The organism is Roseibium sp. QJM3NY_11, assembly GCF_056173175.1.
This window is the reverse complement of record NZ_CM149660.1, coordinates 2,320,048-2,343,419: the sequence shown is the minus strand read 5'-3', so window position 1 is coordinate 2,343,419 and position 23,372 is coordinate 2,320,048. Positions and strand designations below refer to the sequence as shown.

The window sequence follows — 23,372 nt, the reverse complement described above, 5'->3', positions numbered from 1 at the left end:
GAGGACACTCGTTAACTGTTTCGTTAACGTTTTACAGCGATACTCATGCGTGGAGGTCACGGAATGGCGCTCAAGGTCGAGCTGAAACCGGGCGAACGGATTATCATTGGCGACAGTGTGATCACCAATGACAATCAGCGAACCCGCCTTTTTATCGAAGGCCAGGCTCCCATTCTGCGTGAGAAGGACATTCTTACGCCGGCCACCGCCGATACACCGGCCAAACGGGTCTATCTGGCCGTTCAGCTGATGTATCTGTCAACGGACATAGAGAGAATTCAGGAGAACTACTTCACTCTTGTCAATGACATTGTAAAGGCCGCGCCGAGCACGATCCCCTATGTTACCAGGATTAGTAACGCCATTCTAACCGGCGCCTTCTATAAAGCACTGAAAGAAGCACGTAAGCTCATTGAGTATGAAGGGACGCTGATAAGCCATGTACAAACAGGCAGCGCAGGCTTACCAGAAAGCGAGCCAGGTGGCAGTGTCACCGAGGGAGCTGGAAGCGAATCTGCTGATGAAAGCCGCAGCCCGGCTTCAGTTGATCAAGGATGAATGGGACGACTCTTCCCTGGCGGAAAAAGACGACGTACTGGTCTACAACCGCAAGCTCTGGACGATCCTGGTGACTTCGGCCACCAGCGTCGAGAGTGAATTGCCGCAGGACATCAAGAACAACATAGCCTCTCTGGGCGTGTTCGTGTTCAAGCAGACCATGGCGATCATCACGTCCGACAACGTCACCAAGGTCGGTGTTCTCATTAACATCAACCGGGCGATTGCCGAGGGTCTGAGGTCCCGGCCGGAATAATTTGAATACACGCAATCCGATGAACAAAAGGCCGGCGCATCCGCGACCGGCCTTTTTTGTTGCCTCCGGCCCGGGCCGGAATTGCGTCAGTCACACGGACTGTCAGAGATAATCGGACAGGGTCAGGTTGAAGACGATCGACGAGGCCTGATAGGAGACTTCGATATTTGTCTTCAATTGAAGGATCTCCGCAGCGATAAGGTCCTGATCTATCCCCTCGATTTCCGCAATGGTGCCTTCATAGGTGTTTTTCATCTGCACATGCCGGTCGCCGGTCAGCGACACGGTCCGGTGGGTGATCGCGATGTCCGTCGCGATATCGACGATCCCTGACTGGTCAACGCCCGGCGGGTGCAATGTGGTTCTCAGGTTGGTCGACAAGGCGTTGTAATATTCCTCGTCGACCTGTGTTCCGCCGGAGAAATCCGCGGCGACGAACGCCGCCAGTGACTGAACCAGCTCCCTGAGCGGGGTCTCGTTCGCGCGAACGCCGTAGTCCACTGTCAGATTGCTGTCGACCACCGCGCTCTTGTCGTCACGCGGGTCCGTGGTCGTGGTGTTCCGGCCGGTATACCATTCCACCGTGGTCGCGCCGCCAGCCATCAGGGCTGTCGCCGTATCATAGGGAGGCCCGTCGATACGTTGCGGCTCTTCGCCGTTGTAGGTACTGAAGAACTCCTCCGCCGCCCACTCGTCGGAAACGGCCCGCAGGGTGGTCTGGGCCTGGTTCTCGATCTCGGCTTCCAGCAGGTCGCGCAGGTTTTGCGCGGTTTCTTCCAGATCCGCGCCGATCGCGAAGGTTCCGTCGGCTTCGTTCGTGGTCGCCGCCGTGAACTCGACCATGATCGATTCCGCATGATCGGGCGGCAGGGTCAGCTCCAGAGAAATCGTTTCCCCGAGTTCCGGCTGCCCCGTGAACTGGATATCGACGCTGTCGGGATCCGCCGCCAGCGGCCCGGTGACCGTCACGTTGGACAGTGTCGAGGTGACGGCGGCAATGTCGAAGCCGAAGTCGTGGGCACCATCCTCGGAAATGGTGAACGTGGAATCCGTCGGCACAATGCCGGCATAGTTGGTCACAAGGGCCGACGTGTCTGTCCGGCCATTGTTTCCCGCGCCGAGATTGGCCGATGCAAACTCGCTGATATAGCTGCGCAGACCGTCCAGCCCCCCTGCCCCGTCCAGGATCGTGTCCATGGTGGCGACCGGGTCATTCACCGCGTCCGTGCCGCCGAACACGTAGTAGCCGGCCACTTCCGAATTCAGAATGTTGAGCGTTTCGGTGAGCAGCAGCTCCGCCCGCGACTGGGTCTGGGTCTGACCGTCGGACTGCATCACGAAGTCATTGGTATCCAGGGCGGATTTTGCGTCCTGCCGGAGATCCTCCAGCCGGTCGAGCGCCATGTTTGCCGTTTCAAGATGCAGGTTGGCGACCGTGATGGTGTGCTCGTAGGTCTCGATCATGCTGACCTTCTGGGTCAGCTGGATGTCGAGGAGGCGGCGGTCGCCGACTTCCCCGAAGGTCGTCCCGACCTTGCCGCGGGCAAGCTGCGTGGTCTTTTCCGTCAGCTTGTCGTTCAGCTCGCCAAGCTGCTGGGTCAGATAACTCCGGGACGTGGTGATATTGGAAATGGCCATGACGCACCTAACCCTTAAACGATGTTCAGGAGCTCGTCGAAGAGCTCGTTGATGGTCTGCATGACGCGCGCATTGGCTGCGTAGGCGTTTTCAAGCTGGACCATGAAGGCAAGTTCCGCATCCAGATCGACCGCGTAGCTCTCCTCGTAGCGGATCGCCAGGTTCATCGTCAGTGCTTCTTTGGAATCCGCGTAGGTCGCCGCATCCTCGGCCTGGTTTCCCTGAAAGGCGACGGTCTGGTTGACGAAGTCGAGGACAGTGCCCTGGAACGGAGAGGAAGACGTGCCGATCCCCGAACCGGGGTCGTAATAGGTCGTTGCCGTGGTCATCGCTTCTGACAGATACTTGACCCTTGCAGGATCGTTGGCGGTGTTGGCAGACGGTGTCGTCTGGTAGTTCACCAGCAGCGCGCTGTCTGCGAGAAGGTCCGGATTGACACTGATCGCATTGGCGTAACCGATCCGCTGGCCACCATCTTCCAGCGCGTCGGTGAAGAGTTCCGGTGCGTCCCGGCTGTCGACAAAGATCGCCAGACCGAGGCCCTGATCGCTGTTCGCCGTCACCGTGACATCCGCGGTCAGGCTCTCGACGGTTGTCGGCCCGCCGGTGTCGCCAAGGACACGCAGTTCGTCCGAGCCATTGTTGCTGACCTGAAGCCCTGTTGCACCGAGCGCGGTGATGATATCGGCGATATAGGTTGCCGGCGTCCCGCTCGAGATATCGATCCCGAAGACGGTGTCGTCCGGATTGGGCGTCGCGGAATTGTCGAGCGGCAGCAATGCCGGATCGTCAACACCGACCAGCGTCACGGTCTGCGCCGCACCGCTGGTATCGGTATATTCGACTGTGATGGTGTTGCCGGACTGAAGCGCCGAAACATCCAGATCGAAACCGTCGTCGAGACCGACGGTCACCGCCGTGCTTTCCACCGTGACATTGGAAAAGGCCAGGGAGACCTCGGCCGCGATCGTATCCAGCTGCGCCTGGGCTTCAAGGAGAATGTCGTCCCTGAGTTCGGCGGTCGCAACCATGACACCCGAGCGCGAACCTGAAATCAGGTCGAAGGTCGTCCCCCCCGGTGTCGTCACATACACCGAGTTTCCGCTCTCACCGGGTTGCAGCGAATGCGTTTGCGAGAAGCTCAGGGTCGAGGCCTTGTTGTCCGCGTAAAGCTGCTGGCCGTCGGCTGTCTGGATGAAGAGCGTTTCGTTCGCGCCCTTGGAGATGTCGACATCCAGATATCCGGAAAGCTGTTCCACGAGCCTGTCGCGCTCGTCTTCCATGTCCACCGTCGAAATGCCGGACTGCGCCGCATCCCGGATGGCGGCATCGATATCCTCGATGCTGCCGAGCAGACCGTTGACGCTGTCCGCCTGGCTGGCCAGCGCATGATCGGCTTCCTGACGCAGGTCGGTAATCTGCTGGTAGGATGCATTCAATTCACGCGCGAAGGCGTCGGCCACCGCGATCACGTCGCTCTGGGCGGCGTAATTGCCCGGATCATTGACCAGAATAGACAAGGAGGAAGCCAGGTCGCCCGCCAGCGACGTCAGGTTGCTCTTGTCGTCAAGCGTCCCGAAGATGTCGTCAAGCCGGTCGGTGAAGTTCGAGATCTGCCTTGAGTAGTTGGTATCCGCCAGGGAGTTGAAATAGTCGGTCTGGATCTGCTCGTCGACAATCCGGCGGACTTCCGCGGCATTCATGCCCGCGACATTGCCCGACCCGTCGAAAAAGACGTTGGCGGAGATGGTTTTCTTGGAATACCCGACCGTGTCAGCGTTGGCGATGTTGGTCGCGGTCACGTCCAACTGGCGCTGATTGTAAGTGATTCCGAAAACCGCCGTATTCATGGCGCTGGTCAATCCCATGGCGGCTTCTCCTTCGTGAAACGCGACTAGGCCGGAGAGACCGGCGGGTCAGGCCCGCCGGTCCGTTTTGTTACCTGACCATGTTCAGGGCATCGTCGAGCATCTCGTCCGCCGACGTGACGATCCTCGAATTCGCGGAATAGGCCTGCTGGGTGATGATCAGCTTGGAGAATTCATCCGCGATATCGGCGTTCGACAGTTCCAGGTTGTTGGACAGGATCTGTCCGCCCCCGCTCAGGTCGGCTTCGCCGGACGAGGTCGTTGCCGAGAACGCCGCACCATCGACGCGCTGGAGGTTCTGTTCGGCCTCGAACGTCGCCAGCGGGATTTCATAGACCGCACGTTGCTGGCTGTTGGAATAGTTTGCGATCACCCGGCCCGATTCATCCACCGCAACGCTGGTCAGTTCACCGGCCGCATAACCGTCCTGATCAAGCGAAACGGAACTGGCCGTGCCGTCCGGGTCCGAATACTGGGTCAGGGATCCGTTGGCGAACGAGAACTCGACATTGGCGGCCGTGGTGCTGCCGATCGTCAGCGAGGCGACGGTGAACCCGTCGCTGGTGCCGTTCACGGCGCCGATCACGCCCGCGGTCATTCCGCTCAGGGCACCGGTTGTATCGAATTCGACATCGCCGACATCATACCAGGCGTTGGTTACATCGCCGCCGGACCCGATGTACATGGACCATGTGTCGGCCACGGGACCGACGGAATCATAGTTCAGCGTCTTGGCGTAGCGGACCTCGACGTTCATTGCGGTTCCGTTTTCATTGTAGATCGTGATCGACCCGCCGGAAATGGAACTGTCGAGGAAGTCCTGCTCGTCCGCAACGGCGACGTTGCCCGCACCGACAGCGGCGGCCAGCAGGGCCGTGTCTTCGTCCGTGCCGTCATAGTCCTCGGTATCGGGAACACGCGGCAGGTTGGCCTGGTAGTCGACCGCTGTTGTAGCGGAGGCCGCCAGAGGCTGGTTTTCGATCTGGACAACCGTCGGAGCATCACCGATCGCATTGCCCGTATCCGGATCAAGTTCGAACCCCTGCAGGTAATACCCTGCCGCGTTGATCAGGTAGCCTTCCTTGCTCCGCTCGAAATCACCGCCACGCGTATAGTAGGTTTCCTCGGCGAATGTGGTCGACCCGTCGACCACGTCCGAAGCCTTGGTGACGACGAAGTAGCCTTCGCCGTTGATGGCCATGTAGGTATCAACATCAACGGACGTGATGTCGCCCTGCACCGTGTTCGTCGCGCGGGAGGTGGCGAAGGTGGTTCCGGAGACCTGCTGGGCCTGGATCGCCCCGCCTCCGGACACCATGTCGGAGAATGTCGTATCAAGCCGCTTGTAGCCACTCGTCTGCGAGTTGGCGACGTTACCTGAAATGTTCTCCAGAGCCGTGGCCTGCGCCGCCAGTCCGGAGACGGCCGAATTAATAGCCCCATAAATACCCATTTTCGGTCCTCTTTATAGATTGGGCACTGCTGACCCGGGCATGCGCCCACAATCGGCCTGTTCACGCAAAGCCCGTGCCAACCCCAAGAGAAGATGCATTAATTAAACAATTTCAATAAGTTAAAAGAACAATTCCGCTGAAGAATCCGCCCTAACGCCCCGGCAAGCACCGCCCTGCCGGGCAATTTCTTCCCCGCCTGATCGGCAAGTCTGTCCCTTTCGGATTGCACCGGGACCCCTGCCTTTTAATGGCTTGCGTCGCCGGTCCCGGCCTGCCACCTTGCGCCGGAATGACGAGGAATGGACGGCCACATGCGTTTTGAAGGAACTGCAGACTACATAGCGACGGAGGACCTGCGGATTGCGGTCAATGCGGCCGTCGCGCTCGAGCGCCCCCTCCTGATCAAGGGCGAGCCGGGCACCGGCAAGACGGTCCTTGCCGAACAGGTGGCAGGTGCCCTGGAGGCGCCTCTGATCGAATGGCATGTCAAATCGACCACCAAGGCCCAGCAGGGCCTTTATGAATACGATGCGGTGTCGCGCCTGCGGGACAGCCAGCTGGGCGATGAGCGTGTTCGGGACATCAACAACTACATTCGCAAGGGCAAGCTCTGGGAAGCCTTCGACGCGCCCGTGAAGCCGGTCCTGCTGATCGACGAGATCGACAAGGCGGATATCGAGTTTCCCAACGATCTGCTGCTGGAACTCGACCGGATGGAGTTTCACGTCTACGAGACCGGCGAGACCGTGCGCGCGAAACAGCGTCCGGTCGTGATCATCACCTCGAACAATGAAAAGGACCTGCCGGACGCGTTCCTGCGCCGCTGCTTCTTCCATTTCATCAAGTTCCCGGATGCCGACACCATGACGGAAATCGTGGAAGTTCATTTCCCCGGGATCAAGCAAAGGCTCCTGTCTGAAGCCCTGCGGCTGTTCTACGATGTCCGCGATGTCCCGGGCCTGAAGAAAAAGCCCTCGACATCGGAACTGATCGACTGGATCAAGCTGCTTCTGAACGAGGACGTTGACCCTGAAACGCTTCGTCAACAAGATAGTGCCAAGCTGATTCCGCCGCTGCATGGCGCGCTGCTGAAAAACGAACAGGATGTTCACCTGTTCGAACGGCTCGCGTTCATGGCACGCAGGGAAAGAAGCTAGAACGGTCCTTGTCCGCCCGGAGGCGGGCAAACTGCTCTGAAATCGAGCGTCCGCTCAACCGTCGGCTGATCCGCCGGGCTGAGCGGGCATCCGCCGTTCCGGCGACACGGGAGACCGTCTTGATGCGACTGGCCGCATTGATATCTGTTTTCGCCGCCGTCGGCCTGTTGACCGGTCCAGGTGGCCTCGCCTGTGCCCAGGTTCCGCCCGAAAAGGATGCCGGCTGGCAGAGCGATGTCGGCGGCCTGCGCCATTTCACGGGTCTGCGCTGTCCCGACATGATCGGCTCCTACTACCGGATCAAGGTGATGGAAGGCAACGAGGTCAGCCTCGCCGGCTGCATCTATACCGGCCGCGACGGTGTCACCGCCGTGCTGCGCAAGCATATCGAGGGCAGCGGCCGGCGCGAAGCCCTCGCCTTTTCCAGAAGTTACAAGGCGGCGGGTTTCGAGCCGATCAAGCTGTCGGGCGCGGCCGCTTCCGGCATTTCCTTTCGTACGCGCAGCTGGACGCCGACCAGTCTGTGCGAGACCCTGTGGTACTTTTCGGGCGCGAAGGCGGACTTTACCCTTTGGCTGTCCTATACGCTGCCGACCCAGGAAATCGAGGTCGGCCCGGCCGTGGCCGCCTTCACCGGGGCCCTTGCCAGCCAGAACTGACCCCGGCCGGAAAAGGGCCGGGTTTCGCGTCCAGCCTGCGCAACACGAGAACTGGATACCAACATGCGGCTCCTACTGCTCAGACACGCCAAATCCGACTGGGGGGAACCTGATCTGGCAGATTTCGACCGCCCCCTGAACAACCGCGGCAAGGCCGCCGCGTTCAAGATGGCGCGTTACTTCAAGGACAACGGCCTGCTGCCCAGTCAGATCCTGTGCTCCACGTCCCTGAGGACCCGCGAAACGCTTGCCCGGCTCCTGCCCGGCTTTCCGCAGGAAGCGCAGATCCATCTTCTTTCCGATCTCTACAGCGATAGCGAGGGCGATTACCTTGGCTTCATCCGCAAACAGGGAGGACGGGCGCAAAGCCTGATGGTGATCGGCCACAACCCGGCAATGGAGAACACAGCCCTCACGCTGACGGGAACCGCAGATGCGGCAGCTGTTGCAGATCTCAGGGAGAAATATCCCACCGCCGGTCTCGCGGTGATCGATTTCGACATCGCCGACTGGTCCGAGCTGCAGCCCGGGACCGGCCATCTCGACAGGTTCATCAAGCCCCGCGACCTGAAAGACGATCCCGCTTAGGCCACGTTCGAGACAACCACGCACGGTTCCAAAAGACAGCGCTTCGGTCTTCCATTTGCACTTGGGCCGGCCCGCGCCTACATGAAGCCGCTGGAGGCGCATGTGAACCCACTGACGACACTTACCGAGGAAACCAGGCTGGCGCTGGCGAACCTGGCCGATGCGGCCACGGATCTGACGGTGCCGAGCCTCAGGCTCGGGGTGACCGGGCTTGCAAGAGCCGGCAAGACCGTTTTCCTGACCGCTCTCGTCCACAACCTCGTTCACGGGGGCAGACTGCCGCTGTTTTCAGCGGCAGCCGGGCAGCGGATGACGGGCGCTAGCCTTCAGCCGCAGCCGGACGACGCCGTGCCGCGCTTCGACTATGAAGCTCATGTGCGCGCACTCGTGGGCGAGCGGATCTGGCCCGAGTCCACACGCCAGGTGTCGGAATTGCGTCTGACCATCGACTACGAAAGCAGCTCCTATTTCTACCGCAAGCTCGGACCCGGCCGCCTGCATCTGGACCTGGTCGACTATCCCGGCGAGTGGCTGCTCGATCTACCCTTGCTGGACAAGGATTATGCGTCCTTTTCCGCCGAGGCCCTGCAGCGGGCCCGCGCGGGCAGCCGCGCGAAAATCGCCGCGCCGTTCTTCGAGACACTCGCGCGGACCGATCCCGACGCGCCCGAGAGCGAGCCTGCGGCGCGCCAGCTGTCCGAGGACTTCAAGACCTATCTGGCGGCCTGCCGTGCCGACGCCCATGCCCTGTCGATGTTGCCGCCGGGCCGCTTCCTGATGCCCGGTGACCTGGACGGATCCCCTGCCCTGACCTTCGCACCGCTCGATATTCCCGAGGGTGCCCATGCCGCCCGGTCCGGCACCCTGCGTGCCATGATGGAGCGGCGCTATGAGGCCTACAAGTCCCACGTGGTGCGCCCGTTCTTCCGGGACCATTTCGCCCGGCTCGACCGTCAGATCGTGCTCGTCGATGTGCTCCACGCACTCAACGCCGGGCCTCATGCGGTTGCGGATCTGGAAGTGGCGCTGAGCGAAGTGCTCGGTGCGTTCCGGCCGGGCAAACGCAGCTGGCTGTCTTCGATCGTGTCGCGCCGGATTGACAGGATCCTGTTCGCCGCGACAAAGGCCGACCATCTGCACCGCACGGATCACGACCGGCTGGAGGCCATCCTGAGACGGCTGGTCGCACGCGCCGAGGAACGTGCCCGGTTCAAGGGCGCGGAGGTCGACGTGCTGGCGATAGCCGCGGTGCGCGCAACGCGCGAGGCAACCGTCAAGCACCGGGGCGACGAATTGCCCGCCATTCTGGGCACCCCTTTGCCGGGAGAGCGCCTGCACGGCGACACCTACGACGGCAACTCGGAAATAGCCATGTTTCCCGGGGACTTGCCGAAGGATCCTGAATCACTTTTTGGAAAGGATGACTCGGTTTCTGAAGGAGTTCGACCAGAGTTTCAAACCGCCCAGGCCGAGCTTCAGTTTCTGCGGTTCCGTCCGCCGGTCCTGGACACCACCGCGGAAGGTCTGACCTTGTCCCTGCCCCATATCCGCCTGGACCGGGCGCTTGAGTTCCTGATCGGAGACCGACTGGCATGACCGGATCAACGCCCCCCTCCGGACGCAAGCCGGCCGCCTTCCGCCTCGATGACAGCAAGGTCCGGATGAGCGATGGCGAAACAACGCGCGCGTCCGCGGACGAGGCCCTGGTCACCCCGACCGTTGCCGACGACGAAGAGCCCCGCCTGCCCCGCGAGGTGAGCACACCGAAGACGGCCTTCGGTTTCGGCAAGTGGCTGATGATCGGCCTGTCGGGCCTTGTCTCGCTTGCCGTCGGCCTGGCCGTGGACAGCCTGATCCGCGACCTGTTCTCGCGCACCGAATGGCTCGGCTGGCTGGGCGTGGCCCTGGCCGGTGTCGCGGCCCTCGGTCTGCTCGGACTGATCGTGCGGGAAATTGCGGGACTTGTCCGTCTGGGCAAGATCGATCATCTCAGGGACAGGCTTCTGGACGCCGCCGAAACCGACGACACAAGAGCCGCCACGGAAGGGCTGCGAGAGCTGCTCGCGCTCTACCGCGACCGTCCGGAGACCGCACAGGGCCGGACGGCCCTGAACGGGCACATGCGCGAGATCATCGACGGCACGGATCTTGTCAAACTCGCCGAACGCGATCTGCTCCGGCCGCTGGATCTGGAAGCGCGCCGGATCGTGCTCAACAGCGCCAAGCGGGTGTCCATCGTCACCGCCGTGAGCCCAAGGGCTCTTGTCGATCTCCTGATGGTCCTGTTCGAGAACCTGCGGGTTATCCGGCGGGTCTCCACACTCTACGGCGGCCGGCCCGGCACGCTTGGGTTCCTGCGCCTGGCAAGACAGGTTGTTTCCCACCTGGCGATCACCGGCGGCATGGCTGCCGGCGACAGCCTCACATCGGATCTGCTCGGCCATGGCCTCGCCGCCCGTCTGTCCACCCGTCTGGGCGAAGGGGTCGTCAACGGCCTCCTGACCGCACGGATCGGGATCGCCACCATTACCGTGTGCCGGCCCGCCCCGTTCATCGACGGCCCGGGCCCGAGGGCGTCGGATTTCATGAAAGAGCTGGTGCGCACGGCAGAAAAAAACGCTCCGGAAAAATGATCCGGCAAAGCAATTTTCCGTCGCGGATCACAAGATTTGAGCGGCATCAATGCGCCAGATCAAACCAGGTGTTACCGACCCCGTGTTCAGAACAAGGGGATATTCATGCCTGTGCTCACGAGAAAAACCAATTCCGTCACTGATGCCGAATCCGCAGCAAAAAAAGTCGATGAGACAGTAACGCCTGCAGCCGCTCCCGCGGCGGCGATGGCGACCGGGACGACAAAGTCAGAAAAACTTCCGAAGACCGCCGCAAAAAAGGCATCCAGGTCTCGCAGTCCCAAAGCCTCAGGCGACGAGCCCGAGCACCGCGAGGCCGAGGCAACGACCACTGACGCCTCGCCTGTCGCGGAAGCCAGGCCGCCTCGCGGAACCACCCTGCACACGCTGGCCCAGATGCGTCATGATCCATCGGCCATCCATCATGTGTTCGAGACCGGCGAATACCCCTACACGACCAAGCTGCGCCGACAAGTATACGAAAAACGCAAGGCCAGGCTGCAGGCTGAGCTCTTGAAGGCCCAGCGCTGGATCCAGGAATCCGGCAAGCGTGTGGTGTTGCTGTTCGAGGGGCGCGACGCGGCCGGCAAGGGCGGCACCATCAAGCGTTTCATGGAGCATCTGAATCCGCGAGGAGCCAGCGTCGTAGCTCTTCAGAAACCGACCGAGCGCGAAAAATACCAGTGGTACTTCCAGCGCTACGTGGAAAACCTGCCCTCTTCCGGTGAACTCGTCCTTTTTGACCGGTCCTGGTACAACCGTGCCGGCGTGGAACGGGTGATGAACTTCTGCACCCCGAACCAGTACCTTGAATTCATGCGCCAGGCTCCCGAGCTCGAACGCATGCTCGTGCGCGACGGGATTCTTCTTTTCAAGTACTGGTTTTCCGTCACCCGCCAGGAGCAGCTCCGTCGCTTCCAGCAACGTGAGAAGGACCCGCTGAAACAGTGGAAGCTGTCCCCGATCGACAAGGCTTCTCTCGACAAATGGGATGATTACACCGAAGCTAAGGAGGCCATGTTCTTCTATACGGACACGGCCGACGCGCCCTGGACTGTCATCAAGTCCGACGACAAGAAACGCGCCCGTCTGAACTGTCTGGAACATTTCCTCAACTCCCTGCCCTACCCGGACAAGGACACAAGGATTGTCGGCAACCCCGACCCGCTCATCGTCGGCTCGAGCCAGCATGTCATCGGCCGCGACAGTCACATCCTCGGCAAGACACTGCACCCGGACCTGAAAGGCGGCCGCTCCGGCGACAGCTGATCAGTCCAAGAAACCGCTCGGGTGGACAGGCAATCCCCGTCCGCCCGCCCCCGGTGTCCGGCCTCGCGAACACCTTTTGGCTGCTCGACAGGATCAGGGGGAAGCGGTAGGGTCCGCGCCATGTTCATCACCTTCTTCACCGAACTCAAAGCTGCGGGAATTCCGGTCTCGCTCAGGGAATACCTGACGCTGATGGAGGCGCTCGACCGGGACCTGGCGGAAAAGAGCGTGGAGAATTTCTATTTTCTCGCCCGCCTGACCCTGGTGAAGGACGAGAGCAACCTGGACAAGTTCGACCGGGTCTTCGGCCATGTCTTCAAGGGGCTGGATCTTCTCAGTGACGTCCCTCAGACCGACATCCCGGAAGACTGGCTGCGCAAGCTTGCCGAAAAGCACCTGAGCGACGAGGAAAAGGCGCAGATCGAGGCCCTCGGCGGCTTCGAGAAGCTGATGGAGACATTGCGCGAGCGCCTGAAAGAACAGGAAAAGCGCCACCAGGGCGGCAACAAGTGGATCGGCACCGCCGGCACCTCCCCTTTCGGGGCCTATGGCTACAACCCGGAAGGCGTGCGCATCGGCCAGCACGAAAGCCGGCACCGGCGCGCGGTCAAGGTCTGGGACAAGCGCGAGTTCAAGGATCTCGACGACACCCAGCTGCTCGGCAGCCGCAATATCCAGGTCGCCCTGAAACGCCTTCGGAACTTCGCCCGCACGGGAGCGGCCGACGAACTGGACCTGGATGACACCATCCGTTCTACCGCGCACAAGGGCCTGCTCGACATCAAGATGCGCCCGGAACGGCACAACGCCGTCAAGGTGCTGCTTTTCTTCGACATCGGCGGGTCCATGGACGACCATATCCGGGTCTGCGAGGAACTGTTTTCAGCGGCCCGGTCCGAATTCAAGGTGATGGAGCATTTCTACTTCCACAACTGCCTGTACGAATATGTCTGGAAGGAAAACCGGCGCCGCCACACCGAACGCATCGACACCATGGACGTGCTGCACAAATACCCGGCGGACTACAAGATCATCTTTGTCGGCGACGCCTCCATGAGCCCTTACGAAATCGCCTATGCGGGCGGCTCGGTGGAACACTGGAACGAAGAAGCCGGAGCCGCCTGGATGGAGCGGCTGACCGGGCTCTACAAGAGCGCGGTCTGGCTCAATCCCGTGCGCCGGGAACACTGGCACTACACCCATTCCATCCAGATGCTGAACGAACTGATGGACGGCCGGATGTTCCCGATGACCGTCGAGGGTCTGAGCGAGGCGATGAAGGAACTCGCCAGGTAAAGCCCTCAATCGCCGCGCAGCACCAGCACCGAGCACGGTGCATGGCGGACGATATGGGCCGCGTTCGAGCCGACGAAATACGTCGACAGACCAGGCTTGTGCGATGTCATCAGGACAAGATCGCAGGCAGCCTTTTCAGCCTCCTCGATCACCTCGTGATAGACGGACCCCATTCGCACCGTCACGTCGACCGCCCCGGCCGGTACGTCGAGACCGGCTGCGATCTTGTCGAGAATGGTGCCGGTCTCATCGAATTCACGTTCCTGCCACCCTTCCGGCAACTGGCTGGCCACGAAACTCTGGACTTCCGGACAGACCGCCAGCAAATGGATCTTTGCGCCGTAATCGCGCGCCATTTGCGATGCTTTCGCGAGCGCGTCCTCGGCAAAGCCCGTTTCGGCAGGATCGACGGGCACGAGGATTTTCTTGAACATGGCATGTCTCCCCAAAAAGATTATCCCTCTTTTTGGAACGCGGCACGCGGGGCCGCCATGAGCCAGATCAATCGGCTTCGCCGCCGCCGAAATAGCGGCCCGGCGTAACCCCGAACGCTTTCCTGAAGCTCGATACGAAGGCGCTGGGGCCCTCATAACCAAGCTTGTGGGAGACATCGGAAACGCTCCGGCCGGACGCCAGCAGTTCCAGGGCCCGGAACAGCTTCACCTGCCGGCACCATGTCCGGTAGCTCAGACCCGTTTCCGCCTTGATCCGTCGTTCGAAGGAACGCACGGACGTGGCGCATCGCTCTGCCGCCTCCGACAGCGAGGGCACATGGGCCGGGCAGCGGACCACCCCTTCGCACACGTCCCGCAACCGCTGTTCCTGCGGCATGGGCAACTGCAACGGCGCCGCGGGCAGCATCTTGAGCTGGTCCAGGATCACCCCGGCGATCCTTGCCGCCGGACCGTCCGCGGTCTGGGCGCGCGGATAGGACATGAATTCAAGGATCAGGGCCCTCAGGAGCGTCGTCACCTGCATCACTTGCGGTGTCTGCGGCAGGTCCCTGGCATGCTCGAACTGCACGTAGATGTAGCGCAATTCGGTGTCCGTCAGATAGCGTGTCTGGTGCCCGAGCCTGGGCGGCAGCCAGACGGCCCGCTCGGGGGGCACGAAATAGGTGCCCATGTCGGTGTCGATGGCGATGGATCCGCGCACCACATGAAACAGTTGGGCCGCGTCATGCGCATGCCAGTCGTTGTTTTTGCCTTGCCGTCGCGTGCGCGCGTAGCCAATGATCGGAGCGGCGATCGCCTCCCGGGGAAATTCGGCCAGTTCCGGATGTATGCTCATGATACCGATCGCGATCCTTGTGCCAAAAAGGGGTGATCAACCCGCTTTGGCATGACCTGACGCCGGGTCCGCCCGGGGCAATGCGTTCATGCCGTTCGATTATAGTGCGGAAAGCGAGGGATTTTGGCAAGTCAGCAACATTTCATGACAAAACGGCGCTAACACGCAAGGTCGGGATCAGTTTAGAAGCGTGTCTCGATATTGTTGAACATTTTCCAGATTGCACGGCCACGGAATGACCTACTTCACGCAGAATGCGCACCCCGACGACCTCAAAGGCTGGCGCTCGCCGACCGTTCTGTTGATGATCATGGCCGGCGCCATGCAATTGTCATTCGCGGCCTGGTGGAACCTGATGAACAATTTCGCGGTTCAGGAACTGGATTTCACCGGACGTGAAATCGGGATCCAGCAATCCATCCGCGAGATCCCGGGGTTCCTCAGCTTTCTCGCCGTCTATCTCCTGCTTGTCATGCGCGAGCAGACGCTGGCCTATCTGTCCCTGCTGCTGCTCGGCGTCGGCGTCGCGATCACCGGCTATTTTCCCACGGCGATCGGCTTTTATCTGACCACGCTGCTCATGTCGGTCGGCTTCCACTATTACGAGACCATGGCCCAGTCCCTGTCCCTGCAGTGGCTGCCCAAGGCGACGGCGGCTGCCAGCATGGGCAAGATCATCTCCGTGGGCGCCTTCGCCCAGTTGATCGCCTACGGCCTGATCTTCGTCGCCTGGAAGACATTCGACCTGTCCTTCACCGCGGTCTTCGCAATCGCGGGCGGGCTGACACTGGTCGTTCTGGCTTTCCTGATAATGGCCTATCCGCACTTCCGAGAGGGCGTGCCGCAGCACAAGAAACTGATCCTGCGCAAGCGCTACTGGCTCTATTACGCCCTCACTTTCATGGCCGGTGCCCGGCGTCAGATCTTCACCGTCTTCGCCGGTTTCCTGATGGTCGAGCGTTTTGGCTACGACGTCCACGAGGTCGCCGGACTGTTTTTGCTGAATGGTGCCTTCAATATGGTTCTGGCCCCCAAGATCGGCGCGCTGATCGTACGCTTCGGCGAGCGCAAGGCCCTGATCCTGGAATATGCCGGCCTGATCCTGGTCTTCACGACATATGCGTTCGTCACCAACGCGACCCTGGCGGCGAGCCTCTACGTGATCGATCACGCGTTTTTCGCCATCGCGATCGCGATCAAGACCTACTTCCAGAAAATCGCAGACCCGGCGGACATCGCCCCGACAGCGGGTGTCGCTTTCACGATCAACCACATCGCGGCCGTGTTCATACCGGTTCTGTTCGGATTGATCTGGCTGGTATCGCCGGCGGCCGTATTCCTCGCCGGCGCGGCCATGGCTGCGGTCAGTCTTTTCCTCGCAAGCCTGATACCCGGCAATCCGGACAAGGGCCGGGAGGTCGACTTCTGGTACCGGAAACCGCTGGCTCAGCCGGCGGAGTGAGCCGGATAGCCGGAATTGCCGGTGTCAGGCCTGCCGCTCGGGCACATGGATCACGAGACCGTCCAGGTCACCGGTGACCTTGATCTGGCAGGACAGACGCGAGTTCGGCTTCACGTCATAGGCAAAGTCGAGCATGTCCTCTTCCATCGGCTCCGGAGACCCGGTCCTGTCTTTCCAGGCATCGTCGACATAAACATGACAGGTGGCGCAGGCACAGGCGCCGCCGCATTCCGCTTCGATTCCCGGAACCATGTTCTTGATGGCGTTCTCCATCACCGTGGAGCCTTCAGAGGCGTCCACGTCGGTCTGGTTTCCGTCAGCGGTTACAAATGTGATTTTCGGCATATGTCGCGTCCAAGCCCTGGAAATGAGGATCCCAGTTGACCGACATAAAGATTCCACACGAAAGGTCAAGGACCCTGCCTTGTCTGCGCGTCAATCTGACACCGGCCAGGACGGAATTTCAGCCTTCCAGAAGATCCCGGATGTAGGCATTGACCTCGTCGACCACAGCGGCGAGATCCGTCGTCGACCCGTCCATGCCGGAATGCATCCGGTTTTCCAGGGTCTCGCAAGCCAGGGCGACCCGTTCGGCGCCGATTGCCCGCGCGGAGCCTTTCAGCGTGTGCACGAGGTCGAGCCGGATGGCCGTGTCCGCTTCACCTGAGAGCCGCTCGAGCGTGTTGGTCGACTGGGATTTGAACAGATGCAGGACCTGGACCTCGAGATCACGGTTGCCCAGCGTGTTGGTGGCCAGTTGCACCAGATCGATCGGTGCCACAGAGCCGGTCTGACCGGCAATACGGGCCAGGGAAGAAGAGGCCATGCTGTGCTCCACGCTACGCGCTGCCTGCCTGACGGCACCCTGCCGCAGGCTCGTGATGTCGAACAGTGTGCGCGCGGATCCCCAAACAGCGGGTTAAGCGGGGCGTCCGATCGGGCCGATCACGGCAAAGTCCCCAAAAAACTGATTTCTTGGTTAACGTGTTTTAACGTGCCCGGCAAAAGCGGCTTAAAAAATCCTTGCATTTCCGGTCTTTTTTTGAATCGCTAAAATTTTAGACATCTGATTCGCCGTTAACTTTTTTTATGTTTTTGACTTGCGGACAAGACCTCGATCGCTGCAGGCGTCAGTTTGCAAACGAGCCAATCGGGCTTGATTGGGTTGGAAAACCAAGGTTCTGCCCAGCCCGCGTCGATACAGGCACGGATTGTACGCGCAGGAACTTCGCGGCCGTTTTCATCGAACAGGGGCAGCTTTCCACCCGGCTGTTCGAGCCCCTTCTGCAACCACCGCTTTTGCGGCGCGGTCAATTTGCCTGGCTTTGGTGCATCGTGCGCCGGACCGCCGCCACCGGTTTCCGCAGCGTTGTTTTTCTTCGATTCTGGCATTCGGACCGCCCTCTAAGTGACTCACGCTGTTGCCGTTTCTTGTTCGTTAGGAGAGATTGTGCCATTACAGTTACTGATGCGGCAAGGTGGGGAGTGAACCGTCGAACGAAAAGTTCACGGTCGGTCAGCGGCGGCCCTCCCACACGAACAGGTTTTGCGGCGCCGGTCCCCTGCGACGGCGCGCAACGAGGACGCATCCGGTAATTAACTTTAACAGGCTGCGCCAGCAGCCTGGCTTGAATACCGGTGTGTAATGAGTACGGATGTGAGGCGACCCTAAATGGCAAATCCGACAAAGGCGAAAGATCCTGCGGAAGCAGCTCTGTCTGCGGTGGAAGAGGCCCTGAAACTCGATTTCGGCGGCCCTGAGGCCGCTGCGTCAGAGTCAGCAGCCGAAGCAAACACGGTGGCAGCCGACCCGGCGAACCGGCCCCAGGCGGAACCACGAGGCCCGACACAGCGCGAGGAGCGCCAGTCGCGCCGCCGCGGCCGCGGCGGACGTCCGCCGGCAGCCAATGACGACCGCCGCAACATCGGCAACCTCATCTATGCCTTGCAGCGCCGTCCCTCTTCCGCCCCCTTCTGGGGCGCCCTTGCCCTGAGCGCGGTCTGGGCCGCACTCGGCAGCAGCCTTTTCATGAGCGCATTTTCCGACAAGGTCGCTTCGTTCAGCGACCCTCAGGCTTTGTTGTCCTCGCCCGAGATGATCCTGGCCGCCGTCGGGATCGGTGTCCCCATCATCTTCTTTTTCGTCATGGCCATGATGATCTGGCGCGCGCAGGAAATGCGCATTGTCGCCCGCGGCATGACTGAAGTCGCCTTGCGGCTGGCCGAACCGGAAGACATGGCCAAGGAATCCATCCTGAGCGTCGGACAGGCCATCCGCCGGGAAGTCGCCGCCATGGGCGACGGCATCGAGCGCGCGATCGCCCGCGCCAGTGAGCTCGAGGTCCTGGTCCACAACGAGGTGTCTTCCCTCGAACGCTCCTACAACGACAACGAACTCAAGATCCGTTCGCTGATCGACGAACTGGTCAGCCAGCGTGAATCCATCGTCATGAATGCCGAGCGCGTGCGCGAGACCATCGCCGGTGCGCACGAGAACTTCGCCTCCCAGCTTTCCAGCACCTCGGGTGAACTTGGCAGCACCGTCGACAAATCCGCTCAGCGCATGATCGACGCCGTCAACAGCCGGGTCGAGGAACTGACGGCGACCGTCGACAGCCGCATCGAGTCGCTGGGAGCCACCCTGAACGCATCGGGCAATGAACTGGTCGATTCCCTGACGGTCCGAGCCGACGACTATGTCGCCCGCCTGTCGAGCACCGGCAGCGAACTGGTCGACAGTCTGGCCGAGACCGGCGCGACCATGTGGGAAACGCTCACGGCCCGCGGCAACGACGTCAACGAACAGTTTGCGACGACAGCCGGCACGTTTGTCGAGACGCTGTCCGCGCGCAGCGCCGAGATCAATCAGACACTGGCATCGTCGAGCAATTCGGTGATCACGTCCCTGAGCGACAAGGCAGACGAATTCCGCACCACCCTGGAGACCACCGGCACAAAGGTCGGCGACATCATCACGGTCCGGGGCGAGGAGATCAACGCCAACCTGTCGCTGACATCCGGACGCCTGATCGACACCATCACCTCGCGTACCGAGGAACTGGTCGCCACCGTCGACACCCGCGTCACGACACTGGATGAATCCCTTGCCGAAACCGGCAACCGGGTTGTCGAAAGCATCTCCGAAAAGGGCCAGGAAGTCACCAACACCATTTCCATTCGGGGTGCGGAAATCGTCGACACCTTGTCGAGCCGCTCCACCGAAGTTGCCGAAATTCTGCGGGGAACCGGCGAAAGCATCGTGGTCGACCTGTCCCTGCGCGGCGGCGAAATCGCGGCCAAGCTGGACGAGACAGCCGGCTCGCTCACGGAAACGATCACCGTGCGCGGCGGCGAGCTGGCCGAGAAGTTCGACACCATCTCCGAACGCATCTACACCGCCATTTCCATCAACGGCAGCGAGCTGGACGAACGCCTGGCTGCCCGCAGCAATGAAATGGCGACCATTCTCGAGCAGCAGACCTTCGATTTCCGCCAGACACTGGAAAGCGTCTCGGGCCAGTTTGCCGCCGGCCTCGGCGAGCAGACCGGCGCATTGACGCTGAGACTGGCCGAGACCGGTACCCAGCTCGCCGAACTGATCGGCAGCCGCGGCGACCGGGTCACGGGCGACATCAATGAAATCAGCGGAAAGATAGCCGAAACGCTGGAAGTGCGCGGCCAGGCGCTGCAGGACGGCCTTTCAAGCCGCCTCACCGAGATGGAGACCATTGTCGGCGAACGCGGTGGACAGCTTGTCGAGGCTTTCGACGCCAAGACCACGCTCCTGTCCGAAGCCCTCGACACCCGCCTGTTCACCCTCGACACCACCTTCGCGGCCCGGATCGACACGATGGACGTTTCGCTGGGCGAACGCATCTCCACCATGGATGCATCCCTGGGCAGCCACATCAACACGCTGGATCTCACGCTTGACCAGCGCACGGCCGCCTTCGAGGCCACGCTGGAGGCCCGCACCCAGATCCTTTCGGATGCGATCGAGAACAGAACCTCCGGCATCAGCGAAGCGCTCGAGGAAAAGACCCGCAACATCTCCGACGTGCTGGGCGACCGCTCCGACGCGATCACGCTCCAGCTCGGCCAGCGCATCGAAGCGGCCGGCAACACGCTTGCGGAACGCGCCGAGAACATCGGCCAGTCCCTGTCCGAGCGTGTGGACGGCGCCGCGACTTCCATGGCCGAAAAGGCGGAACTGATCTCCGCCTCCATGAGCAGCGGCACCGACCGGATCGACGAGACACTCGATGCCCGTGCCCGCCAGATTTCCGAAACGCTGATTTCCCGCACCAAGGAAATCGCGAGCGCATTTGTCGAAGGCCAGGAGGAAATGACCTCCGCCCTCGACAACCGCCTCGCGGAGGCCGGCAGTGTGCTTGGCAAGCAGAGCGAGCAGCTGACGGAATCCCTGTCCGAGCGGATTGCCGAGATCAACGTTTCGCTGGGCGCAAAGGTGTTCGAGGTCGCAGAAACCCTCGACAGCCGCGCAACCCAGCTGGAAAGCCTTCTGAACGAGCGGCTGGAAAGCATTTCCGGCACCCTCACGGGTGAAAGCGAGCGTGCCCGCGACATTCTCACGGCCGTGATTTCGGAGGCAGGTGCAACGCTTTCCACGGAGAGCACACGCCTGCGCGATGTTGTTCAGGAAGCCGTCACCGCAGCGGTTCAGACCCTTGCCGACGAGCGCACCAGAACCGTCGAGATCGTCGACGGCGCCCTCAGCCAGGCAACCGAGAAACTCTCCGGTGAAGGCGACCGCATGCGCCAGATCGTTCTGGGCACCGTCGGCGAAGCCCGCGGCGTCCTGGTCGGCGAGAGCCAGAAAGCGGCCGACGCCGTCACCTCGGCAATGCAGCAGGCAACCGGCGCCATGTCCGGCGAAAGCAGCAAGGTCCGCGAGCTTGTCCTGTCGGCCGTTGGCGAGGCAGCCCGCGCCATGGCCGCCGAGAGCGACAATGCCAGAACGCTTTATGCCGGCACCCTGGCCGAATTCACCGGCTCGCTGACCGGTGAAAGCGAGAAGGTCCGCAACGACCTGTCCGGTCTGATCGCGGAGATCTCCGGTAACCTGTCTGCGGAGAGCGAACAGGCCCGCATGACGCTGGCGAAGACCCTGGAGGAAATTCGCGGTCAGATGTCCAGCGAGGCCGGCATCGTGCGTGCCCGCGTCAACAGCGCGGTTGCGGAAGCCGCCGATCTTCTGGTCGGACGCGGCAATGAAGTCGCCAACGAACTGCTTGAGAAGGCAACCAGCCTCAACGAGGCCTTCGGTGCCCGCTCCGGCGAACTGGCAAGGATTGTCGGCACGGACGGCAACGAGCTCATCAACGCGATCGAAACCCGCGCCAGTGACCTCACCGGACGTTTTTCCGAGGTCCACAGCGCGATCCTGGAAGCCATCACCGTCAAGGGCCGCGACGTGACCGACACGTTCGCCCACACCGGCCTGGATGCGACACGCTCCCTCGTCGAAGCCGGCGACCGGATCGTCTCCAGCATCAGCGAACGCAGCGAACAGGCAACCACCCTGCTCAGCGACACCAAGCGCCGCCTGGAAGCCGACGTGACCAACATCCTCAACAAGATCGAGGAATCCAACACCAACCTCCAGAACATCGTCTCCGTTGCCGGTGAAAACCTCAACGAGGTGGAAGGCAACCTTGCCCGCCGCGCCGGTGAATTCCGCTCCGCGGTCGACCGGGCCGTCGGGGAGACCAATTCGACCACAAACCTCATCACGGAACAGGTTTCCAACCTGCGCGATGTCACCGAGACGACGCTCGCCGATATCCAGAACCTCACCAGCCGCTTCAGCGGCCAGTCCGAGGAACTGACCAAGGCCGCGCGGCATCTGGAGGACACCAACCGCTCCGTCGAATCCCGCGTGGCCGACCGCCGCACAGCGATCGAGGAAGTCGCCGACACGCTCCTGTCCAAGACCGAGGCTGTCGACACGCTCATGCGGTCCTTCACCCAGACATTGTCTTCAACCCTGGAAACAGCCGACGACAAGGCCCGGGACGCCGCCAACATGCTCAGCGCCGCGGCAGAAGCCGCATCCAAGCAGGTGTCGGAGCAGTTCGAATCCATGCGCCTCACCGCCGGGATGGAGGGTCAGAAGGCCCGCGACGCCATTCGCTCCGCCCAGGACGACATCATCTCCGAAATGTCGCGGACGGTCACCGATGCCTCCGAGCGCTTCAATGATGCCGCCACCCGGATGCGCGATGTCGCCCGCGAGGTTCACCATGAACTGGAGGCAACCCGCTCCGAGTTGAAGCAGGGCGTTCTCAACCTTCCTGACGAGGCCGAGGAATCCTCGGCGGCGTTGCGCAAGGTGGTCAACGAGCAGATCCGCGCGCTGACCGAGCTTTCCGAGATTGTCGCCAAGCAGTCCAACGTGCTGGACATCTCCCGGCCTCAGGCCCAGGCGTCCACCGGCACCGCCCCTGCGCGGCAGCCGGCCCCGCAGCCCGCGCCCGCGCCCGCCAGCTATACCCCGGCAGCACCGGTCACCGAGTCCCGGCAACCACAAAGCCGGCCGGCGGAACCGCGCCGCCAGCAACCGGCTCCGGCCAACGCCGGCGGATCCGGCGGCAAGGGCTGGGTCGCCGATCTCCTGCGCCGCGCCTCCCGCGACGAGGACGATGCCGGCTCGGACACGGACATGAGCCGCACACCGCTTCAGACGGTCGAAAGCCTGAACTCCCTGTCCGTCGACATTGCCCGGGCAATCGACCACGAGACCTTCATCGATCTGTGGAACCGGTACCGGAACGGTGAGCGGCATGTGTTCACGCGCCGTCTCTACACCCTGCAGGGTCAGCAGACCTTTGACGAAATCCGTCAGAAGTATGCACGCGACCCGGAGTTCCGCACCGCCGTCGAACGCTATGTCGCCGACTTCGAGCAACTGCTGGCCCAGGTATCGCGCAATGACCGGGACAACATGCTTGGTCAGACCTACCTGACATCGGACACCGGCAAGGTCTACACCATGCTGGCCCATGCCAGCGGCCGCCTCGACTGACAGATCCGGCGAAACCGGACCATGAAAAAGCCGGCCTTCGGGGCCGGCTTTTTTTGTCTGCGAACGAAGTCACGCGGTCATTGCGAACGGTCTGCAGCGCAGCCTCGCTGCGCGGGCATCCTGGCTCGCAAGGCAAAGGTGCGCTGACCGCCGAGGTTCCGCGCACCTCGTCCGCTCACCCGTTCCAGTGGGACGGCAA

General features: G+C 61.8%; 19 protein-coding genes. 11 read left to right on the top strand and 8 right to left on the bottom strand.

The window, feature by feature from the left end:
* The first annotated feature begins 63 nt into the window (after positions 1 to 63).
* Positions 64 to 558 (top strand): flagellar biosynthesis repressor FlbT, encoded by a 495-nt coding sequence (gene flbT, locus AC0VX3_RS10740; protein ID WP_348149331.1) that lies wholly within the window; start codon positions 64 to 66, stop codon positions 556 to 558.
* On the top strand, positions 440 to 814 hold the full coding sequence (gene flaF, locus AC0VX3_RS10735) for a flagellar biosynthesis regulator FlaF (protein WP_475524700.1): 375 nt from the start codon (positions 440 to 442) through the stop codon (positions 812 to 814). Before flbT ends, flaF begins: the two co-directional genes overlap by 119 nt.
* 102 nt (positions 815 to 916) lie before the next feature.
* Here the strand turns inward: flaF and AC0VX3_RS10730 are convergent, their stop codons facing one another.
* The 3 genes from AC0VX3_RS10730 to AC0VX3_RS10720 form a co-directional block, all read right to left on the bottom strand.
* Positions 917 to 2,452 (bottom strand): flagellar protein, encoded by a 1,536-nt coding sequence (locus tag AC0VX3_RS10730; protein ID WP_475524699.1) that lies wholly within the window; start codon positions 2,450 to 2,452, stop codon positions 917 to 919.
* 14 nt (positions 2,453 to 2,466) lie between these two features.
* On the bottom strand, positions 2,467 to 4,320 hold the full coding sequence (locus AC0VX3_RS10725) for a flagellar hook-associated protein FlgK (protein ID WP_475524698.1): 1,854 nt from the start codon (positions 4,318 to 4,320) through the stop codon (positions 2,467 to 2,469).
* Between the two features lie 70 nt (positions 4,321 to 4,390).
* Positions 4,391 to 5,773, bottom strand: coding sequence for a flagellar hook protein FlgE (locus AC0VX3_RS10720; protein ID WP_475524697.1), 1,383 nt, complete (start codon positions 5,771 to 5,773; stop codon positions 4,391 to 4,393).
* A gap of 312 nt (positions 5,774 to 6,085) precedes the next feature.
* Between AC0VX3_RS10720 and AC0VX3_RS10715 the strand changes: the two genes are divergently transcribed.
* From AC0VX3_RS10715 to AC0VX3_RS10685, 7 genes are all read left to right on the top strand, one after another.
* Positions 6,086 to 6,931, top strand: coding sequence for an AAA family ATPase (locus AC0VX3_RS10715; protein ID WP_475524696.1), 846 nt, complete (start codon positions 6,086 to 6,088; stop codon positions 6,929 to 6,931).
* A gap of 122 nt (positions 6,932 to 7,053) precedes the next feature.
* Complete coding sequence (locus AC0VX3_RS10710; protein ID WP_475525163.1) at positions 7,054 to 7,590, top strand: hypothetical protein; 537 nt, start codon at positions 7,054 to 7,056, stop codon at positions 7,588 to 7,590.
* Between the two features lie 63 nt (positions 7,591 to 7,653).
* Positions 7,654 to 8,178: a SixA phosphatase family protein gene (locus tag AC0VX3_RS10705; RefSeq protein ID WP_475524695.1), complete on the top strand. Its 525-nt coding sequence runs from the start codon at positions 7,654 to 7,656 to the stop codon at positions 8,176 to 8,178.
* 81 nt (positions 8,179 to 8,259) lie between these two features.
* The gene (locus tag AC0VX3_RS10700; protein ID WP_475524694.1) at positions 8,260 to 9,774 is read left to right on the top strand and encodes a YcjX family GTP-binding protein; all 1,515 of its coding nucleotides are present in this window, start codon (positions 8,260 to 8,262) and stop codon (positions 9,772 to 9,774) included.
* Complete coding sequence (locus AC0VX3_RS10695; protein ID WP_475524693.1) at positions 9,771 to 10,811, top strand: YcjF family protein; 1,041 nt, start codon at positions 9,771 to 9,773, stop codon at positions 10,809 to 10,811. The genes AC0VX3_RS10700 and AC0VX3_RS10695 overlap by 4 nt, the downstream gene beginning before the upstream one ends.
* A 105-nt stretch (positions 10,812 to 10,916) precedes the next feature.
* On the top strand, positions 10,917 to 12,080 hold the full coding sequence (gene ppk2, locus AC0VX3_RS10690) for a polyphosphate kinase 2 (RefSeq protein ID WP_475524692.1): 1,164 nt from the start codon (positions 10,917 to 10,919) through the stop codon (positions 12,078 to 12,080).
* Positions 12,081 to 12,200: 120 nt separating this feature from the next.
* Complete coding sequence (locus tag AC0VX3_RS10685) at positions 12,201 to 13,376, top strand: vWA domain-containing protein (RefSeq protein WP_475524691.1); 1,176 nt, start codon at positions 12,201 to 12,203, stop codon at positions 13,374 to 13,376.
* A gap of 5 nt (positions 13,377 to 13,381) precedes the next feature.
* On the opposite strand, the gene AC0VX3_RS10680 is transcribed toward AC0VX3_RS10685, so the two are convergent.
* Complete coding sequence (locus AC0VX3_RS10680; protein WP_342892067.1) at positions 13,382 to 13,810, bottom strand: universal stress protein; 429 nt, start codon at positions 13,808 to 13,810, stop codon at positions 13,382 to 13,384.
* Positions 13,811 to 13,877: 67 nt separating this feature from the next.
* Positions 13,878 to 14,666 (bottom strand): AraC family transcriptional regulator, encoded by a 789-nt coding sequence (locus tag AC0VX3_RS10675; protein ID WP_475524690.1) that lies wholly within the window; start codon positions 14,664 to 14,666, stop codon positions 13,878 to 13,880.
* 235 nt (positions 14,667 to 14,901) lie between these two features.
* Between AC0VX3_RS10675 and AC0VX3_RS10670 the strand changes: the two genes are divergently transcribed.
* Positions 14,902 to 16,128, top strand: coding sequence for an MFS transporter (locus AC0VX3_RS10670; RefSeq protein ID WP_475524689.1), 1,227 nt, complete (start codon positions 14,902 to 14,904; stop codon positions 16,126 to 16,128).
* A gap of 24 nt (positions 16,129 to 16,152) precedes the next feature.
* Here AC0VX3_RS10670 and AC0VX3_RS10665 read toward each other — a convergent pair whose 3' ends face one another.
* From AC0VX3_RS10665 to AC0VX3_RS10655, 3 genes are all read right to left on the bottom strand, one after another.
* Positions 16,153 to 16,473: a 2Fe-2S iron-sulfur cluster-binding protein gene (locus AC0VX3_RS10665; RefSeq protein WP_342892064.1), complete on the bottom strand. Its 321-nt coding sequence runs from the start codon at positions 16,471 to 16,473 to the stop codon at positions 16,153 to 16,155.
* A 118-nt stretch (positions 16,474 to 16,591) separates the two neighbouring features.
* Complete coding sequence (locus AC0VX3_RS10660) at positions 16,592 to 16,954, bottom strand: Hpt domain-containing protein (protein ID WP_342892063.1); 363 nt, start codon at positions 16,952 to 16,954, stop codon at positions 16,592 to 16,594.
* Between the two features lie 251 nt (positions 16,955 to 17,205).
* Positions 17,206 to 17,520 (bottom strand): hypothetical protein, encoded by a 315-nt coding sequence (locus AC0VX3_RS10655; RefSeq protein ID WP_475524688.1) that lies wholly within the window; start codon positions 17,518 to 17,520, stop codon positions 17,206 to 17,208.
* 280 nt (positions 17,521 to 17,800) lie between these two features.
* Between AC0VX3_RS10655 and AC0VX3_RS10650 the strand changes: the two genes are divergently transcribed.
* Positions 17,801 to 23,173: an apolipoprotein A-IV repeat region-like domain-containing protein gene (locus AC0VX3_RS10650; protein WP_475524687.1), complete on the top strand. Its 5,373-nt coding sequence runs from the start codon at positions 17,801 to 17,803 to the stop codon at positions 23,171 to 23,173.
* Positions 23,174 to 23,372: the final 199 nt, after the last annotated feature.

Excerpts from the sequence above, each read along its gene's own strand:
- flaF (WP_475524700.1), top strand. The coding sequence starts at position 440 with ATGTACAAACAGGCAGCGCAGGCTTACCAGAAAGCGAGCCAGGTGGCA.
- ppk2 (WP_475524692.1), top strand. The coding sequence starts at position 10,917 with ATGCCTGTGCTCACGAGAAAAACCAATTCCGTCACTGATGCCGAATCC.
- AC0VX3_RS10650 (WP_475524687.1), top strand. The coding sequence starts at position 17,801 with ATGGCAAATCCGACAAAGGCGAAAGATCCTGCGGAAGCAGCTCTGTCT.
- AC0VX3_RS10720 (WP_475524697.1), bottom strand. The coding sequence starts at position 5,773 with ATGGGTATTTATGGGGCTATTAATTCGGCCGTCTCCGGACTGGCGGCG.
- AC0VX3_RS10695 (WP_475524693.1), top strand. The coding sequence starts at position 9,771 with ATGACCGGATCAACGCCCCCCTCCGGACGCAAGCCGGCCGCCTTCCGC.
- AC0VX3_RS10705 (WP_475524695.1), top strand. The coding sequence starts at position 7,654 with ATGCGGCTCCTACTGCTCAGACACGCCAAATCCGACTGGGGGGAACCT.
- AC0VX3_RS10730 (WP_475524699.1), bottom strand. The coding sequence starts at position 2,452 with ATGGCCATTTCCAATATCACCACGTCCCGGAGTTATCTGACCCAGCAG.
- AC0VX3_RS10700 (WP_475524694.1), top strand. The coding sequence starts at position 8,260 with ATGAAGCCGCTGGAGGCGCATGTGAACCCACTGACGACACTTACCGAG.
- AC0VX3_RS10660 (WP_342892063.1), bottom strand. The coding sequence starts at position 16,954 with ATGGCCTCTTCTTCCCTGGCCCGTATTGCCGGTCAGACCGGCTCTGTG.
- AC0VX3_RS10670 (WP_475524689.1), top strand. The coding sequence starts at position 14,902 with ATGACCTACTTCACGCAGAATGCGCACCCCGACGACCTCAAAGGCTGG.
- AC0VX3_RS10680 (WP_342892067.1), bottom strand. The coding sequence starts at position 13,810 with ATGTTCAAGAAAATCCTCGTGCCCGTCGATCCTGCCGAAACGGGCTTT.
- AC0VX3_RS10725 (WP_475524698.1), bottom strand. The coding sequence starts at position 4,320 with ATGGGATTGACCAGCGCCATGAATACGGCGGTTTTCGGAATCACTTAC.
- AC0VX3_RS10685 (WP_475524691.1), top strand. The coding sequence starts at position 12,201 with ATGTTCATCACCTTCTTCACCGAACTCAAAGCTGCGGGAATTCCGGTC.
- AC0VX3_RS10710 (WP_475525163.1), top strand. The coding sequence starts at position 7,054 with ATGCGACTGGCCGCATTGATATCTGTTTTCGCCGCCGTCGGCCTGTTG.
- AC0VX3_RS10675 (WP_475524690.1), bottom strand. The coding sequence starts at position 14,666 with ATGAGCATACATCCGGAACTGGCCGAATTTCCCCGGGAGGCGATCGCC.
- AC0VX3_RS10655 (WP_475524688.1), bottom strand. The coding sequence starts at position 17,520 with ATGCCAGAATCGAAGAAAAACAACGCTGCGGAAACCGGTGGCGGCGGT.
- AC0VX3_RS10665 (WP_342892064.1), bottom strand. The coding sequence starts at position 16,473 with ATGCCGAAAATCACATTTGTAACCGCTGACGGAAACCAGACCGACGTG.
- AC0VX3_RS10715 (WP_475524696.1), top strand. The coding sequence starts at position 6,086 with ATGCGTTTTGAAGGAACTGCAGACTACATAGCGACGGAGGACCTGCGG.
- flbT (WP_348149331.1), top strand. The coding sequence starts at position 64 with ATGGCGCTCAAGGTCGAGCTGAAACCGGGCGAACGGATTATCATTGGC.